The organism is Shewanella sp. ISTPL2, assembly GCF_013283205.1.
In the GTDB taxonomy this organism is placed as follows: domain Bacteria; phylum Pseudomonadota; class Gammaproteobacteria; order Enterobacterales; family Shewanellaceae; genus Shewanella; species Shewanella oncorhynchi.
The window spans coordinates 2,496,657-2,513,934 of sequence record NZ_JAAPAV010000001.1; the positions used below are offsets into that span (position 1 = coordinate 2,496,657).

General features: G+C 47.1%; 11 protein-coding genes. All 11 read left to right on the top strand.

Annotation, left to right across the window (positions count from 1 at the left end):
* The first annotated feature begins 1 nt into the window (after nucleotide 1).
* The 11 genes from HUB64_RS11065 (at nucleotide 2) to cysQ (ending at nucleotide 17,276) form a co-directional block, all read left to right on the top strand.
* Nucleotides 2-589 carry an aspartyl/asparaginyl beta-hydroxylase domain-containing protein gene (locus HUB64_RS11065; RefSeq protein WP_173497006.1) on the top strand — a complete coding sequence of 196 codons (588 nt, stop codon included), beginning with the start codon at nucleotides 2-4 and terminating at the stop codon, nucleotides 587-589.
* Nucleotides 567-2,612, top strand: coding sequence for a phytanoyl-CoA dioxygenase family protein (locus HUB64_RS11070; protein ID WP_173497007.1), 2,046 nt, complete (start codon nucleotides 567-569; stop codon nucleotides 2,610-2,612). Before HUB64_RS11065 ends, HUB64_RS11070 begins: the two co-directional genes overlap by 23 nt.
* Entirely contained in the window at nucleotides 2,612-3,751 is a 1,140-nt protein-coding gene (locus HUB64_RS11075; RefSeq protein WP_173497008.1) for a sulfotransferase family protein, read from the top strand. Before HUB64_RS11070 ends, HUB64_RS11075 begins: the two co-directional genes overlap by 1 nt.
* A 276-nt stretch (nucleotides 3,752-4,027) precedes the next feature.
* The gene (locus HUB64_RS11080) at nucleotides 4,028-4,519 is read left to right on the top strand and encodes a GNAT family N-acetyltransferase (protein WP_173497009.1); all 492 of its coding nucleotides are present in this window, start codon (nucleotides 4,028-4,030) and stop codon (nucleotides 4,517-4,519) included.
* An 84-nt stretch (nucleotides 4,520-4,603) separates the two neighbouring features.
* Nucleotides 4,604-5,125 carry a phage tail protein gene (locus HUB64_RS11085; protein ID WP_168826977.1) on the top strand — a complete coding sequence of 174 codons (522 nt, stop codon included), beginning with the start codon at nucleotides 4,604-4,606 and terminating at the stop codon, nucleotides 5,123-5,125.
* A 12-nt stretch (nucleotides 5,126-5,137) separates the two neighbouring features.
* The gene (locus HUB64_RS11090) at nucleotides 5,138-5,668 is read left to right on the top strand and encodes a phage tail protein (protein WP_168826978.1); all 531 of its coding nucleotides are present in this window, start codon (nucleotides 5,138-5,140) and stop codon (nucleotides 5,666-5,668) included.
* Between the two features lie 11 nt (nucleotides 5,669-5,679).
* Nucleotides 5,680-6,216, top strand: a complete 537-nt coding sequence (locus HUB64_RS11095; RefSeq protein WP_113941567.1) for a phage tail protein — start codon at nucleotides 5,680-5,682, stop codon at nucleotides 6,214-6,216.
* A 69-nt stretch (nucleotides 6,217-6,285) separates the two neighbouring features.
* Nucleotides 6,286-7,146, top strand: a complete 861-nt coding sequence (locus tag HUB64_RS11100) for a sulfotransferase (RefSeq protein ID WP_173497010.1) — start codon at nucleotides 6,286-6,288, stop codon at nucleotides 7,144-7,146.
* Nucleotides 7,143-15,605: an Ig-like domain-containing protein gene (locus tag HUB64_RS11105; protein ID WP_173497011.1), complete on the top strand. Its 8,463-nt coding sequence runs from the start codon at nucleotides 7,143-7,145 to the stop codon at nucleotides 15,603-15,605. Before HUB64_RS11100 ends, HUB64_RS11105 begins: the two co-directional genes overlap by 4 nt.
* A 235-nt stretch (nucleotides 15,606-15,840) precedes the next feature.
* Nucleotides 15,841-16,392: an ADP compounds hydrolase NudE gene (nudE, locus tag HUB64_RS11110; protein WP_173242602.1), complete on the top strand. Its 552-nt coding sequence runs from the start codon at nucleotides 15,841-15,843 to the stop codon at nucleotides 16,390-16,392.
* A 71-nt stretch (nucleotides 16,393-16,463) separates the two neighbouring features.
* On the top strand, nucleotides 16,464-17,276 hold the full coding sequence (cysQ, locus tag HUB64_RS11115; RefSeq protein ID WP_011848162.1) for a 3'(2'),5'-bisphosphate nucleotidase CysQ: 813 nt from the start codon (nucleotides 16,464-16,466) through the stop codon (nucleotides 17,274-17,276).
* The last annotated feature ends 2 nt before the right edge of the window (nucleotides 17,277-17,278 follow it).

Here is a 17,278-nt window from a genome sequence, read left to right on the forward strand (position 1 = left end):
TATGGATATCTGTTCTTTTGCCCTATTAGCTCAAGTTTCAAACTCCCTTAGTTTACAGCAAGAGTTGAATGCTTTGCTGCAACAAGACTGGTTACCCCATGTTAATCAGCGTGATTATATGGGTGGTTGGGATGTTCTCGTCTTACGCTGTGCAGCAGAGTATCGCGGTGCTCATCCTATCTTGCAAGCCTTCTCAATTTCTACCGGTCAGCACTGGCAAGATTTGCCTCAACTCGAATCGAGCCCTGCGTTATGCCATTTTCTACAATCTTTAGCCTGCCCAGTGAAATCCGTGCGTTTGATGCGCTTACATGCGGGGGCAGAAATCAAACCCCATAGAGATCAAGGACTCTGCCTAGAACAAGGCGAGGCAAGACTGCATTTGCCACTGCAAACGAATGAGCAACTCAACTTTTACGTGGACGATAAACGTGTACCCATGCAGGCCGGAGAGCTTTGGTATATCAATGCCGACCAAGTCCATTGGGTTGAAAATAAAGGGCAGGATGCGCGGATCAATTTAGTGATTGATTGCGAGGTCAATACTTGGTTAAGGGAGTTAATCGATGCTGCAAAGATCAGAGCTTGAATTAGGGCATAGTTTGGATGTAGCTGTATTAACTCAGTTTGCTAATGCGCTACTGCTGTCAACCTCAGCAGGGGAGTCTAAACGGCTCATTGATCCCATGCTGAAGCAGTTGTGCCAAATAGCAGCAGTGGAGTTACATCCCGAGTCTTTTTTGGATACTGAGGCGAGCCATACACCTTTTGGTAAGGCGGTGTCACTCACTACCGCGGCGCAGTGTGCCGAAGATCCCGAGCGGGGCCGAGTCTTCATACAAGGGATTTATCAAGCAATACAAGATCGTCTAAAGGCTCATCCCGGGCAGATTGTGAACATCCTATATGCGGGGACTGGACCTTTTGCTTGGTTATTAATACCTCTGCTGCCGTTATTTTCTGCGAGTCAAATTCAAGTGACTTTGCTCGACATTCATCAAGCCTCGTTAGATAAAGTCACCAAGCTTATTGAACACTTTGATTTGGCTGATCGTGTGGTGGAAAGTGTCTGTGCGGATGCCACACTTTGGCAGCCAAATACAGTCGTTAAGTTTGATGTGATTCTTTCCGAAACCATGAAGCACTTGTTGCAACAGGAGCCGCAAGTGCAAATTTTTACCCATTTACAGGCGTATCTTGCCGATGATGGTGTGCTCATCCCGCAAAATATTGAGTTAGACGCTTGGCTTGAGTGTCGTACTGTGCAGGATTTTGTGGAGACGCATTATTTAGGACCGTTATTCGCGCTCAACCTACAAACAGCACGCTTGCTTGCCAGTGGAGACCGCAGTTTCTTGGCTGGTACATTACTATTGCCCGATTTCAGCCCGAGTGTGGTAACGCTTAAGTTCACGACTTCCATTCAAGTCTATGGTAATTCCATGCTGAGCGAATACCAATCTCAACTCACTCTGCCTCGATATCGACGTGAACATTGGCTTAAGCCGCTCTCATGCCTTGCTTTTCGATATGAGCAGGGTACTCATCCCGATTTTGTGTTTGATGTTATAGAGCAAAAACCAGTGCTGGTGTCGAGTGACGATCTGAGCTGCTTAGGCATTTATCATTTGCAGCGGCTTTGGCAAAAGATACAGCAACGCAAACGGGGAGTGCCATTCACTGAACTGGCTAATGAATGGCACTTAGATAAAACCTTGCTGGATCTTTGTGGAATAGGGCTAGAGCCGGGTCTAAGAGCTTTATATCAAAACGATCATCAGTCAGCTTTTGTTGCTTACATTCAGCAAATCGCCAAGCTGACAGCCGCGGATATTGCTGGGATTAATCAGCAATTAGGCGCTATTTCCCATGGATTAATGCCATCGGTCACAGTACCAGAAGTCGAAGACTTCAATTCAGCAGAGGTTGAAGACTCAAATCCGGTGGCAGTACTCAGTGAGTCACAACTCAATTTTTGGCAAAGTGAAGGCTACTTAATGATCCCGCAAGTACTCACGGCAGAGCAATGCGCCGCAACACGAGATTTTATTTGGCAGCAGTTAGGAGCCAATGAACAAGATCCCACCACTTGGTATCAACCTCATGAGTTTATGCAGAAAATCATGCTGCAACTGTTTCGCCATCCGCAACTGGATGCGAATCGACAAGTCCCCAAAATCCGTCAAGTGTTTGAACAATTGTGGCAGCGAACTGATTTAGTTATGACAACCGATAGAGTCAGCTTTAATCCACCTGAAACGCCAACTTGGCATTTCCCCGGTCCGGATATGCACTGGGATATGCCGCTACAGCTACCCGTTAAGTTTGCGACGCAAGGGTTAATTTATTTAACCGACACTGGCGAGGAACAAGGCGCATTCTGTTGTGTCCCCGGATTTCATCTCAAGATAGAGGAGTGGCTTCTCGAACAGAACAAGCCTGATATTGAGCTTCAGCAACAGGATTGGCATCGCTGGCAAGTAAAACCTATAGCGGCTAAAGCGGGCGATTTAATCATTTGGCACCATGCCTTGCCCCACGGCGCCAGTCCTAATCGTGGGACGTTACCGCGTATGGTGCAATACATTAACTTTTACCCTATGGCTTCCTAATGGTTGATTTTAAAGAACAACAGCAACGCTATTGGTTGTTAGTTCATAATCCAGCCGCCCTGAGGGAGCTTGGCAAGGTTATGACTCTCACCAACTTTTGCCAATATTTGCGGCTTTTTTGGCACTTACCAGACTGTGGCGATGATACGTTACTGGCCATCTTGCATACTGGTAATCGACAAAGGATAGAGCCGGATTATTCACTCTTCTGCCAGTTTTGGGCGCCAGCAGACTATGACCCTAAACGCAGAGTATTAGAGTGGATGTCCGCCGCAGAAAAACCGATTCATCCTTTCTACTCGGAGCATATTTCTGCAGTGCGGGGTCAGGTATTGTCCGCCTTGATCAAACCCCAAACTGCTCTGTTACCAGCGCCAAATCTTTCTGGGCTAGTAGAACAAGTGCAGCCTGCCGGATTTATATTTCACCTCTCTCGCTGTGGATCTACCTTAGTGTCGCGCAGTTTTGCGGGGTTATCTAAATGCAGGGCGTTATCTGAATCGCCTTTACTGACTCAAGTGCTATTGGACAGGAGCCTATCAGATACTGAAAGACGTGCAGCTTTAATATTTTGCATTAATACCCAAGGTCAGTTGTTTCATCCTGAACAGCATTTGTTGATTAAGTGGAATGCGTGGGATTTGCAGTTTTGGCCATTGATCCTATCACTTTATCCTCAAGTTCCCGTGTTATTGCTACTTAGGGACCCCGTCGAGATCTTAGCCTCACAGCAAAAGTCTGCTGGATATCATATGGTGCGACAACCGTCTCGACCTTTATTCCTTGAATTATCAGTACCAGAGGAGGGGGAGTCGATACTGGATTATCAATGTAAGGTATTGCGCTTGTTATTGGGTTATGGGTTAGAGATTAGTCAGTGTAACCAAGTGATGGTCGTGGATTATCAGGAGTTGTTACCCGCGATAGCGAATAAAATCGCAAACTGGTTTTCGTTGGCTCTCTCTAAAGAAGAGTGCAGCCAAGTCGAACAATGTCAGTTAATACACTCTAAAACAGCCACGCAGCCCTTTGTAGCAGATTCACAATCTAAACAAAGTTTTTTTTCGGCTAAGCAAAAAGAACAGATCCACCGTTATTGTAACTGGTCTAATCTTCACCTTTTTGAAACTAAAGGTTAACATAAATCTTGTATTTTTGTGTGATGTGAACTAGCTTTAGCCAACTATCTATATTAAAAAATATCAGCAAGTTAACGTTTTTATTCTAGGGATGGAAAATGCAATCATGTACTTCAAAGTCGTTAGCCTTTTTTATTCTGCGAACGTATTTCCCTGAGTCTCTCTTTAAACCTGTCATTCGATTTGTTGAGTTTTGCCCGTTAACCCTGAGCTGCCACGACGAATTAAAGAACTATAAAGCGCTGTTAGAGTTACTTATTACAGGGAATGTATTTGATGGTAGAAGACATAGTATTACCTAAAGCCTATTCATTGCGTTATGCGTATAAAAATGACGATGCTTTTGTATTTTCACTATTTTGTTCTGCAAGGACGGAACTGTCTCTATTACCGCTTCCCCCACAGCAACGAGAGCTGTTAGTGCAACAACAATACCGCTTACAGCAAGCGAGTTACGCTGCCCAATACCCTCAAGCGGTGACTCTAATCATTGAATATCAATCAATTTCTATTGGCAAAATCATACTTAATCCCTCTGTTAACGGTGTCCATATCGTCGATTTTGTCATCGCACCGCAATTTCGTGGCTATGGTTATGGTTCAGTCATTTTGGACTCGGTAAAAGCCTATGCCCAAGCAAAAGAGGCGAGTGTGAGTCTGAGTGTTGATCGACAAAATATGCGTGCGAAACAGTTATATCTTCGCTTGGGTTTCTTACCTTTTGAAATATCACCTACCCAAGAGTGGCTATCGTGGCCATCACCATAGGTAGTGTTGTTTGAGGGAAGAGGAGAGCGTGTGTAATCAAAAAGATGATGTATAGATAGGTTTATTTTTATTAAGGAGTCATGGATGTCTGATTTTTTTCTCGGAGAAATTAAGCTTCTCCCATACAACTGGGCACCTAAGTATTGGACTTTGTGTGCAGGGCAATTATTGCCCATCAACACCAACCAAGCGCTTTTTTCACTCTTGGGTACGACCTACGGTGGCGACGGTATCAATACTTTTGCGTTGCCGGATTTACGTGGTCGCGTACCAGTTCACCCTAATGTTAGTGCAGGTTTGCCTCAGGGCAGTAAGGCGGGTGTTGAAAATGTAACCCTAGTACCTAACAACCTGCCAGTACACAATCACCTTGTGATGGCCAGTTCTACTGCCGGCGATACCACGTTGTTTGCAGGCAATAATATTGCTGCCGCCAAAAATGCAGCAGGTGAGGTCAATTTGTATGGGTCCGCTGCAAGTTTACAAGCGTTGGACCCTGCAACTGTATCCAGTACCGGCGGCAATCAAGCCCATGAAAATTGTCAGCCTTCACTGGTAATGAATTATTGCATTGCCACTCAAGGCATTTACCCTTCACGTAACTAGAGGAGAATCACTATGGATCCTTATATCGGTGATATCCGTCTTTTTGCGGGTAGTTTTGCACCTAGAGGTTGGATGTTGTGCGCTGGTCAGCTATTAAGTATTAGTGAGCAAAGCACTCTTTTCGCAATTATCGGAACCACTTATGGTGGTGATGGGGTAACAACATTTCAATTGCCGGATTTGCGCGGTCGCCTTCCGGTTGGGCAGGGTAATGGCCCTGGTCTGACTCCCCGTGTTATCGGTCAGCAGTTTGGTGTTGAATCCGTTACCTTATTAACGCCGCAAATACCTTCACACAGCCATAGTTTATCGGCGAGTACTGCAAGTCCCTCCACATCACCTAGCCCTATGGGTAATGTCTTTGCCCACAGTAATACCGATAATATTTATGCTCCTTTGCCATCTAGCGGTGCCGATCCCCAAGTTATGAATGCACTCAGTGTGCAAGCCTCAGGGGGAACACAACCACATAATAACATCATGCCTACTACAGCGATAAATTACATCATATGTATTGAAGGCATTTTCCCATCGCGTAATTAAGGAGCGAAATTATGGATCCATTTATAGGTGAAATCCGTTTGTTGCCATTCAGCTTCGCTCCCCACAATTGGGCGCTGTGTAATGGCCAAATATTGTCAATCGCAAGTAATACCGCGTTGTTTTCAATTATCGGAATTACTTATGGTGGCAATGGTACAACCACGTTCCAATTGCCTAATTTGCAGGGGCAGACCGTAGTTGGTGTAGGTCAGGGCCCTGGGCTGAGAACCTGGGATTGGGGCGAACAGTTTGGTGAAAATGGGGTGACGCTGATCTCCACTGAAATGCCAGCACACAACCACACGCTGACCGGTTTGAATAATCAGGGGACTTTGCCTTCTCCGGCAGCGAATACCTATCTTGCGAAGGATGGACGTGGTGGTGGCATAGTCAACTATATGCAGGCAGCACCAGGTACGTTAAATACCACTATGGCACCACAGACTTTAGGTCTAAATGGTGGTGGTCTACCCCATGAAAACCGTCAGCCATTTATCGCATTGAATTATTGTATTGCCCTTTATGGTGTATTTCCGGCACGCAATTAATTGATGAATGATCCCGGCATGTTTGTCGGGAAGTTTTTAATAAATATTTTTAATTAGTAAGTCACATTAATGCCAAACAAATTACATTTTATTTCAGGTTTACCGCGTGCTGGCTCGACGCTGCTCGCAGGTATACTTCTGCAAAATCCACGCTTTCATGCGGCTATCAGTAGCCCTGTAGCGGGGCTTGTGAATGGTGCCCTCGAACAAATGGGGGCTGGTAGTGAGTCCTATTCATTTTTCGATGAACATAAACGTAAGGTCATTTGTCGGGCATTAATTGATGCTTATTATCAAGATAAAAATCATCCGGTTATTTTCGACACAAACCGTCACTGGACTGCCCGTCTACATCAATTGGTAGAGTTGGTTGATGATTTTAAAGTGATTTGTTGTGTGCGCAATCCGGCTTGGATTATGGATAGTTTTGAAGTGATTTACCGTAAAAACCCATTTGATTACAGCCGTATGTTCAATGCGGCCTCGCGTCAGACGGTTTATAGCCGCTGCGAGTCATTAATCAATGCTGGTGGTGCGGTTGGAAGTGCATGGACCGCACTCAAGGAAGCCTATTACGGCGAGTTTTCTGATCGCTTGCTATTAGTGGATTATGATCTGCTTACCCAGCATCCGGCACGCACGCTGGAGTTAATCTATCGTTTTATTGGCGAACCGCAATTCGAACACGATTTTAATAATGTCGACTATGCTGAAAATGAGTTTGACCACAATCTTGGGGTCAAAGGTTTGCATAGCGTTAAGCGGAAAGTGGAATACAAAAGTAGGCGCAGTATTTTACCGCCTGACTTATTTATGAAGTATCAAGAAATGGACTTCTGGCTAGATAGTACTGGCACTGCAGCCAATATTATTGCAAGTAAAAAACCTGTAGCACCTAACGCAAAAAATGAAGGGAATCACTTATCATGAGACACGCACTGCTTAGTGGGCTTTCCTCGCTGTTATTACCATTCGGACTCTATGGTGCTGGTGCTATTGCAGCGCCGAGTTATCAGCGATCCTATTTGAGTTCATCGATAAGTGCATCGACCGATCTATTATTGCGTTCAGACACCTCTCTACCACAGGATCTAATTGATTTATCAGGCGATCAATTGGATATCCAGAGTGCACATCCGGTGCGTGAGCTGGTGATTGTTGATGGTGCAGTGGCTGAAGCTGATAAATCGGTATTGCGTCGCGCCCTTAAACCTAGTGTTCAATTGGTAGAGTTAGATTCTTCTATCGCTGGATTACCGCAATTAATTAAGACACTTGAGGGACACAAAAATCTCGCTGCTATTCATGTGGTCTCCCACGCACAAGCTGGTGTGATACTGCTAGGCAATTCACGTATTACCCCAGAGACAATCCAGCAAGAAGTGCAGGCATTTGCTGCGCTAAAAGGCGCGGTGCGTGAAGGTGGCGATTTATTATTTTACGGTTGCGATCTGGCCGCGAATGAAAGCGGTGAAGCGCTGCTGGATATCATTAGCAATAACACGGGTTTGGATGTTGCCGCCTCCAATAATTTAACCGGTAATGCCGAGTTGCAGGGCGACTGGGATTTAGAAGTTACCCGCGGAAATATTGAATCTACTTTGGTGTTTTCTGAAAAAGCCCTGGCAGATTTTTCGGGTGTGCTGATGCCAGCTGCAAATAACACTTATGGTTTTGTAGGTTGGAGTGGGCAAGCAACTGCACAGCTCAGCACAACTCATTTCAGATTAACCGCTAAGGGTGGTGATGGCGTCACTCAAAATCTAGCTAGTAGCATTGGCAATTTTGCTTACATGCATGGTGGTGAGACTAGCACTAACCATTATTTTTATTTGCGCGCAGATGGTACCAATACCACTGCATTTGAGTTAACTGGATTAACGGGAGGCGAGGCTGCTGATCCTTCCTATACAGCTCAATTTACTAATCTGCGTATTGTCGGTTACTTGCAGAATGGCGGAACTGTTACCTCCTCGACTGTTAACGGAAGCGGAGTTAAAGAGACCTTTACCTTTGCACCAGGACAATTGGCGTCTTTTTCGGGCGTTAAGCTAAAAGGCTTTAAATTGTTTTTTGATTGTGCCAGTGCTTGTAATTCTTCAACGGATGGCCCCGAGTTCTTTGAGTTTTATGGTTTCACCGTCGCGAATGCAATAGATACTCCACCACCACCTACAGTAAGCGATGCCCGAATCAGCATTTCCGGCGCAACTGGCACCAGTGGTGCTTACAAGATTGGCGATACAGTTACCGCTACTTGGAATAATACTGCAGGTGGCGATAATAATTCTGGTGTTACCGGTGTAACGGTTGATTTTTCACAATTCGGCGGTGGTGCTGCTGTAACTGCAACGGATAGCAGTGGAACTTGGACTGCCACCTACATAATCACCGCCGGTGCAATCGACCTTACTGCGCGCAATGTGAGCGTCACGGCGACGAGTGCGGGCGGGAGCGACACTACGGCGGATAGCACTAATGCCACCATTGATAGCATTGCGCCTACGGTTACCGATGGTCGCATCAGTATTTCCGGCGCAACTGGAACCAGCGGTGCCTACAAAATTGGCGATACGGTTACGGCGACCTGGAACAACACGGCTGGTGGTGATAACAATACCGATACGATTAGTTCAGCTACCGTCAACTTCACACAATTTGGTGGTGGTGCTGCAGTGGCCGCAACCAATAGTTCGGGAACCTGGACTGCAACCTACACCATAGTCGCTGGTGCGATTGATAACACCAACCGCAATATCTCTTTCAGCGCAACCGATAACGCGGGCAACGTCACAACTGCTGCCGATACTACTAACGCCACAGTCGATAATATCGCCCCGACCCTGAGCGGTATTGCGCTCAGCGGTACTCCTGCTTCAACTGATTCGAGCATGGCATTCACCGCCAGCTTCAGTGAGGTGGTCAGCAATATCTCAACCGATGATTTCACCTTGGCGACTACATCAGGAACTGCTACAGGGACTATTGCCAGTGTGTCGGCAGCATCGGGTAGCAGTGTCAATATCAACATCAACGGTATTAGTGGTAATGGTGTTTTCAAGTTGAACTTAAATGGTTCGACGAATATTACTGACGATGCGGGTAATGCAGGTATTGCGGCCTTTAGCAGTGGTTCAACCCATACGGTCGCTATTCCTACAGCACCAACTGCCCCTACGATAGGTACAGCCACCGCAGGCGATGGCCAAGCATCAGTAACCTTTAGTGCCCCCGGCAATAATGGTGGTTCAGCAATTACCACTTACACTGCTACGGCTAGCCCCGGTGGTGCATTTGGCACCTGTGCTGGGCCCGCAGCTTGTACTGCTACAGTCACTGGCCTTAGCAATGGCTCGGCTTACACCTTTACCGTTACCGCGACTAACGCCATAGGCACCAGTACGGCCTCCGGTGCTTCCAACTCGGCAACCCCCAAAGGTAATCAAACTATTACCTTTGCTAATCCCGGCGCGCAAAACTTTGGTACTACGCCAACCCTTACAGCCACAGCAGACTCTGCAACAGGAACTGATAATTTAACAGTCAGCTTCAGCTCATCTACCACAGGAGTTTGTACCATCAGTAGCGGCGGTAACCTGGCATTTGTGACCGCCGGTAGCTGTACTATCGATGCTGACCAAGCGGGCGACTCTGCTACCAACCCTGCCCCGACGGTATCCCGAACCTTTACTGTGAATGCCGTCGTTCCCAGTGCCCCAACTGTTGGTACTGCGACCGCAGGTGATACTCAGGCCACTGTGACCTTTTCGGCACCGGTAAGCACTGGCGGCGCACCGATCCTTGCCGGAGGCTACACAGTCACCGCTAACCCAGGCAACTTCACGGGTACAGGATCAAGTTCGCCGATTACTGTGACTGGGTTGACTAACGGAGTGGCCTATACCTTTACGGTAACCGCGAGCAACTCGGCGGGGACGGGTGCAGCATCGGCAGCTTCCAACTCGATCATTCCGGCATCACCACAGACGATTACCTTTGCTAATCCAGGAACACGGAACTTTGGTACTTCGCCAACGCTGACCGCAAGCTCATCGGCAGGAGGTGGTTATGTTGTCACTTTCACCTCATCTACCACCAGTGTTTGTACTATTACCAGTGGCGGTGTGTTGACCTTTATAACGACAGGAACCTGTACGGTCAATGCGGATCAGGCGGGCGATTTGTCTTTCCTGGCTGCACCGCAGGTGAGCCAGTCTTTCAGCGTTAGCCCCGTAGTTCCCGGTGCACCAACCATAGGGACTGCAATCGCCGGTGATACCCAGGCAAGTGTTGCCTTTGTTGCCCCAGTGAATATTGGTGGCTCGGCGATTACTGGTTATACCGTGACGGTAAACCCGGCGGATGTCGTTCCAGTACACGGTGGTTCATCTCCGATTGTGGTGACCGGTTTAACCAATGGTCAAGCGTACACCTTTACTGTAACTGCCGATAATGTGGCGGGTACTGGCTCTGCATCGGTTGCATCCAATCAGATAACACCCGCAGCAATCCAGACCATCACTTTTGCTGCCCCAAGTGCACAGAACTTTGGCACTACGCCAACATTAACGGCTACAGCTGATTCAGGCTTAACACCTGTCTTTACTTCATCCACTACGGGCGTTTGTACTATTACCTCCGGTGGTGCGCTGACCTTTGTGACGGCAGGTAGCTGTACTATTAATGCAGATCAAGCAGGTAATAGTAGCTATTTACCTGCTACACAGGTGAGCAGAACCTTTGTGGTAAATGCTGTCGTGGCTGGAGCGCCAACCATAGGAGCCGCAATCGCAGGGGATAGCCAAGCGGTTGTTAGCTTCACTGCTCCGATATTTAATGGCGGTTCATCAATTACGGCTTATACAGTGACATCTAGCCCCGGTGGTTTTACGGGTTCGGGAGTAGGATCTCCAATTACAGTTACAGGGCTTTCAAATGGTACGGCCTATACATTTAGTGTTACTGCGGCGAATACTGTGGGAAGTGGTAATGCTTCAAGTGCGAGTAACTCTGTGACGCCAAATGGTGCACCGACTATTAGTGGTTCGCCGATATTAATAGTGAATCAGGATGCTTCGTACCAGTTTACGCCAACAGCGTCTGACTCAGTGGGAGATACACTTAGCTTTAGTATTAGTAATAAACCTACGTGGGCAACGTTTAATACCGCGACAGGCATGTTGTCTGGTATTCCATTAAATCAAGATGTTGGTGTGACTAATGGAATTGTTATCAGCGTTTCTGATGGCGCTTTATCTGCGAGTCTACCAGCGTTTAATTTAACTGTGACGAACCTCAACGATGCACCGACGATTAGTTCTATGGCTATGACTGCAGCGACCCAAGATGCAGCGTATAGCTACATCTTTACGGCTGCGGATACTGATGTGGGCGATGTACTTACGTTAAGCGCGATAACTAAGCCTAGCTGGCTAAGCTTCAACGTCGCGACTGGTGTATTAAGCGGCACGCCTACTAATGCTGATGTGGGTTCTCACCCAGTGACGCTGAGGGTGACCGACACAGATGGCTTAACGGCTGACCAATCCTTCATGGTTATTGTGACCAACGTCAACGATGCACCTGTGATTAGCTCTCCAGCCATCACTACAGCAACTCAAGATATAGCTTATAGTTACACAGTGATCGCTACCGACTTAGATGTGGGTGCTGTGTTAACCCTCAGTGTAGTGACCAAACCGAGCTGGTTGAGTTTCAACTCGGTGACAGGTTTACTCAGTGGTACGCCGAGCAATGCGGATGTGGGCAGTCATGCTGTGTTACTGCGAGTGACGGACGCTGACGGATTAACAGCAGATCAATCGTTTAGTATTACAGTCACTAATAGCAACGATGCACCTACCATCACTTCAACAGAAACTACGGCCGCTGTGCAAGACGCTGTTTACAGCTATACCTTTGCCGCTACAGATGTCGATGTGGACGACGTACTGACATTTAGTGCGGTGACGATACCAAGCTGGTTGAGTTTCAACTCGGTGACAGGTTTACTCAGTGGTACGCCGAGCAATGCGGATGTGGGCAGTCATGCTGTCACCTTACGAGTGACGGACACGGATGGCTTAACGGCTGAGCAGTCCTTTAGCATTACAGTGACTAACGTTAACGATGCGCCTGTTGCGACGAGTGCAAGTGTGACCTTAGAGGAAGATAGCTCTGTGATGATCACGCTTACTGGGGAGGATGCAGATAGTGATCCTCTTACCTATGAAGTGGTGAGCCAACCTGAATCGGGCACTTTGGAGCAGCATGGAACTGTGTGGTTATACACACCGGAGAAAGATTTCAACGGTGCAGATCAGATAAGCTTTATTGCTAAGGATGCTGAACTGAGTTCTGAGCCTGCGACTATCACCATGAATGTCACACCAGTGAATGATGACCCACAAGCTGTAGATGATAATTACACTCTAGCCAGCACCGCGGATGATAAATACACACTACCTGCGCTAGAGAATGATGTTGATGTGGACGGTGATACTTTGACTATCGATGGCGCGGCAGCAGACATAGGTAGTGTGCAGATTACTGCTGATGGACTCATATTTACTGCCCCTGCAGCTTATGTTGGTCCGGTCGCACTTCGTTATACCATTAGTGATGGTCAGAAAGGGCGCGCAAGTGCAAAAGTCAACTTACTGGTAGAAGGTGGGGAGGCTGACAATTTACCTGTTATTACTGTACCTAGTGATGTTGAGGTTAATGCAACAGGCTTGTTCACTCGGGTGGATCTAGGGTTTGCGAAGGCCGTCGATCGTAATGGTCATCCACTGCCCGTTTCTTTGGTCGATAAGCGTTTATTCTTTGCCCCTGGTAGTTACCTTGCTTACTGGCAAGCCGTAGATCGTGATGGCAACAAAGCGACTAAGGCTCAGAAAGTAAAAGTGCATCCATTAATTTCCTTGAGTAAAGATCAAGTCGTGGGTGAGGGTAATGAGGTTGTTGTTAGTATTCACTTAAACGGTGTCGCGCCTGAGTATCCAATATCAGTTCCTTATACTGTTGCAGGTTCCGCAGACAGCAATGATCATGACTTAGTCGATTCGGTAGTGGAGATTACTTCAGGTACATTGGCTCATATTCACTTTAGAACCATAGAGGATGGGGAAGTTGAGGCTGAAGAAGATGTGTTGATCAGCCTAGATCCAAGTTTGAATTTAGGCAGTAAGAAGCAAACACAAGTGTCGATCACTGAGGCTAACATTGCCCCGAGTGTGACTCTTGAGGTGACTCAAGCGGGTGAACGTCAGTTGATCGTGGCACAAAATGGTGGCGAGGTTCATATTCATGCGCAGATTAGCGATGCCAACATGAACGATACTTTGACATCTGTATGGTCGAGTGGTGCGCTGAACTTGCAGTCCGATGATGCGGGGATGTTCTTCTTGCCGACAGAGGTCTTGCCGGGCATTTATCCTGTGAGCCTGACTGTGACGGATAGCGGCTTACCCGCGCTGTCTACTACGGAGAAAGTTTATATTGTTGTGCGCCCATCTTTGCCACCTCTGACAGGGACTGATACCGACGGTGATTTGATCCCTGATAACCAAGAGGGATTTACCGATACAGACCGCGATGGCATTCCAGATTACTTGGATGCAATCAATGATTGTAACGTGATGCCTGAAGGTGAGTTACAGCCTGTGTACTTCTTGGCTGAGGGGCAAGCGGGCGTGTGCTTACGCTTAGGTAATATTGCACTGATGCAAGAGCAAAGTGGTATTCAACTATTACCTAATCTGGTTCCTGAAGACAGTATCGCGGCTAATGTGGGGGGGATTTTTGACTTCATTGCGACAGGACTACCGCAACAAGGGCAGAGTTACAGTCTGGTGATACCACAACGTTCGCCAGTTCCTGCCAATGCAGTATATCGTAAGTATCAAGCCCAAAATGGTTGGAAGGATTTTGTGATTGATGCGCGCAATAGTGTCGCCAGTAGTGAAGGTGAGCGTGGTTTCTGCCCTCCTCCTGGAGATAATCGTTGGACTTCAGGATTAACTGAAGGCCATTGGTGTGTGCAGTTAACCATAGAAGATGGCGGGCCAAACGATGACGATGGCGTCGCTAACCGAACCATTGTCGACCCAAGTGGTGTGTCAGTGATACTCAATGGTAACCATTTACCTGTGGCGAACCCAGATACGGCATCTTTACCTTGGAATCAGAGTCTCGATGTCGATGTGCTCGCCAATGATACGGATAGCGATGGTGATGCCTTGACGGTAACACAAGTCACCAGCGAGTTCGGAACTGTAGTTATCTTGGCTAATCAGCAGTTAAGTTACACGCCAGCAACCGATTTCATCGGTACAGATGTGCTGGTGTATAGCATTACTGATGGTAAAGGTGGTACTGCGAGTAGTGAGTTGACTGTGATTGTTAATGGCAATACGGCACCTACGACAGTGAACGATAGTGCTGCCATAGATGACAGAACGAGCTTGTTACTCGATGTGTTGAGTAATGACAGCGATCCCGATGGCAACGTTTTAACCTTAGTCAGCGCAACCGCGCAGCAAGGAACGGTTTCTGTTGAGTCTAATAAACTACGTTATATCCCTAAAACTGGATTTGATGGAGTAGATACTGTGAGTTATCAGATTAGTGATGGATTGGGCGGCGAAGCAACTGGGCAAGCGTTAATCACAGTTAAGGCATACCAAGATGTGGTGATAGATAACAAGTCGGGTGGAGGCGGTATGTCCTTATGGGCATTAGGTTTGATTCTTACAATGGGGTTAATTCGCCGTAAGGAATTACATAAATTAGTCTTGGGCGCTGTGTTGCTCGCAGGCTCCGTTAATCAAGCAAATGCGGCTGATAACTGGTATGTCGAGGGATTTGTCGGGCAAGCTCAGGTTGATAGCAGCAGGCGAGATCTACAGCCACAAGCGGGGACAGGCTTTGTAACATCGGTTGATGATAAAGATACTGCTTTGGGTGTGAGTATCGGTTATCAATGGACTCCCTTTGTTGCCATCGAATTAGGCTATGCCGACTTTGGTAATGGGACTGCGAGGATTGAGGGCGCAAGTCTCACCCCTGAGCAATATCATGAGCAGGTCAAAGCCGTAACGCCAGTACTGGTCGATGGTGTCATGCTGGGATTACGTTTCACTTTACTCCAACATGAAGCTTGGCGGTTTGAAGTACCCATCGGGTTGTTTAGGTGGCAAGCGGATATCAGTAGCACTATGGGCAATAGCCGTTTAACTACAGAGCTTGATGGTACAGATTGGTATGCGGGCGTGCGTTTTAGCTATCAATTTACTGAGTCATGGTCTGTAGGTTTGGGATATCAATATGTGGATATCGAGCCTAATGATTTCCTCAGTTACCAGCTCAATCTACGATATCAATTTTAAGCGTTAGCATATCAAAAGGGGCATTCGCCCCTTTTTACTATCCAATAAAACATCGTATTTGAGAATATTTTGAAGGTGTTCACTTAAGGCTGGGCTGGGTTTGTGATGCATATCGCAAAGGATTTGTGGCTTACCATTAGGAGCATGTAATAAATTCAGGTTGTAGATTAAAGACAGGATAGTAAGATTGTCACTTACCTTATTTAATTTATCGCTTTTTTATCCAGAGGCAGTTATGTCGCAACGGCAGAATAAGCCGGAAATATTGCATACCGAAGTTGTCGCGAGAAGCCGATTATTTCAAATTGAGCAAGTGCATCTTAAGTTCTCCAATGGTGTAGAGCGCCAATATGAGCGCATGAAAGGCGGTAGTCGTGGCGCTGTGATGATAGTGCCTATTCATCAAGGGAAAATGCTACTGGCACGCGAATATGCTGCAGGAACTGATAATTACGAACTCGGTTTCCCAAAAGGTTTGATCGATCCCGGTGAGACAGCAATAGAAGCTGCTAATCGTGAATTACAGGAAGAAATTGGCTTTGGATCGAATAAGCTCACCTTACTGAAAGAACTCAGCCTAGCTCCGGGTTATTTCTCTAGTAAGATGCAAATTTTTCTTGCAGAAGATCTGTATGAGAGTCGCCTTGAAGGTGATGAGCCTGAGCCAATTGATGTGGTGCCTTGGGCGCTCGCCGATTGGGAAGCCTTGCTCGATGATGTCGATTTTTCTGAATCCCGTAGTGTGAGCGCGTTGTTTTTGGCGCAAAAATATTTACAACTTAAATAATCTTTTTCCTTTTAAGCGTTCAGAGTTTGCACGCTTGCAAAACATTCGCTCAGCAGGCGATTGGAGTTGTTATGAAGCCAGAAGAGTTGATCGACGAAGTTATTGCGATTGCGACCGATGCAGGGATAACTATCCGTGACATTTATCTCAAAGGTAATTTTGAGCGAGAAATGAAGTCTGACAATACCCCTGTCACTTCCGCAGATTTAGCGGCGAACAAGATCATTTGTGACCGATTAACCGCCTTAACGCCTGATATTCCTGTGTTATCTGAAGAAGCCGCTGACATTCCGTTGAGTGTGCGTGAATCTTGGAAGCGCTATTGGTTGGTGGATCCGCTCGATGGTACGGGGGAGTTTATCGCCGGCAGTGGTGATTTTTCAGTCATTATCGCGCTGGTGGAACACAATCGTCCCGTGATGGGCGTGGTTTATGTGCCTATGACACAAGTGTGTTATTACGCTATTGCTGGTTTAGGGGCGTACAAACGCACGGATAAACAAGAAGTGCGTATTAGCAGTCGCCAAATTGAGCACCGTGAAAAGGTATCCCTAAGATTGGCCGTAAGTCGCCGTCAGGACCCCCAATCTGTGTTGACCCTATTCAACCATCCCAAACACTGCGAGTTAGTCGTGATGGGGGGCGCAGCGTTGAAGAGCTGTCTTGTCGCGGAAGGTCGTGCTGATTGTTATGTACGAGTCGGACCAACGGGTGAATGGGACACGGGAGCTGCGCAAATTATCGTCGAGGAAGCGGGTGGACAGCTGATGGATACTGAGCTGCAACCGTTAACCTACAATGAGCGCGAGAGCTTAGAGAACCCTAATTTCATCGTAGTTGGCGCACCCAACTTAGAGTGGGATAAGATTTTAATAGGTGAATGATT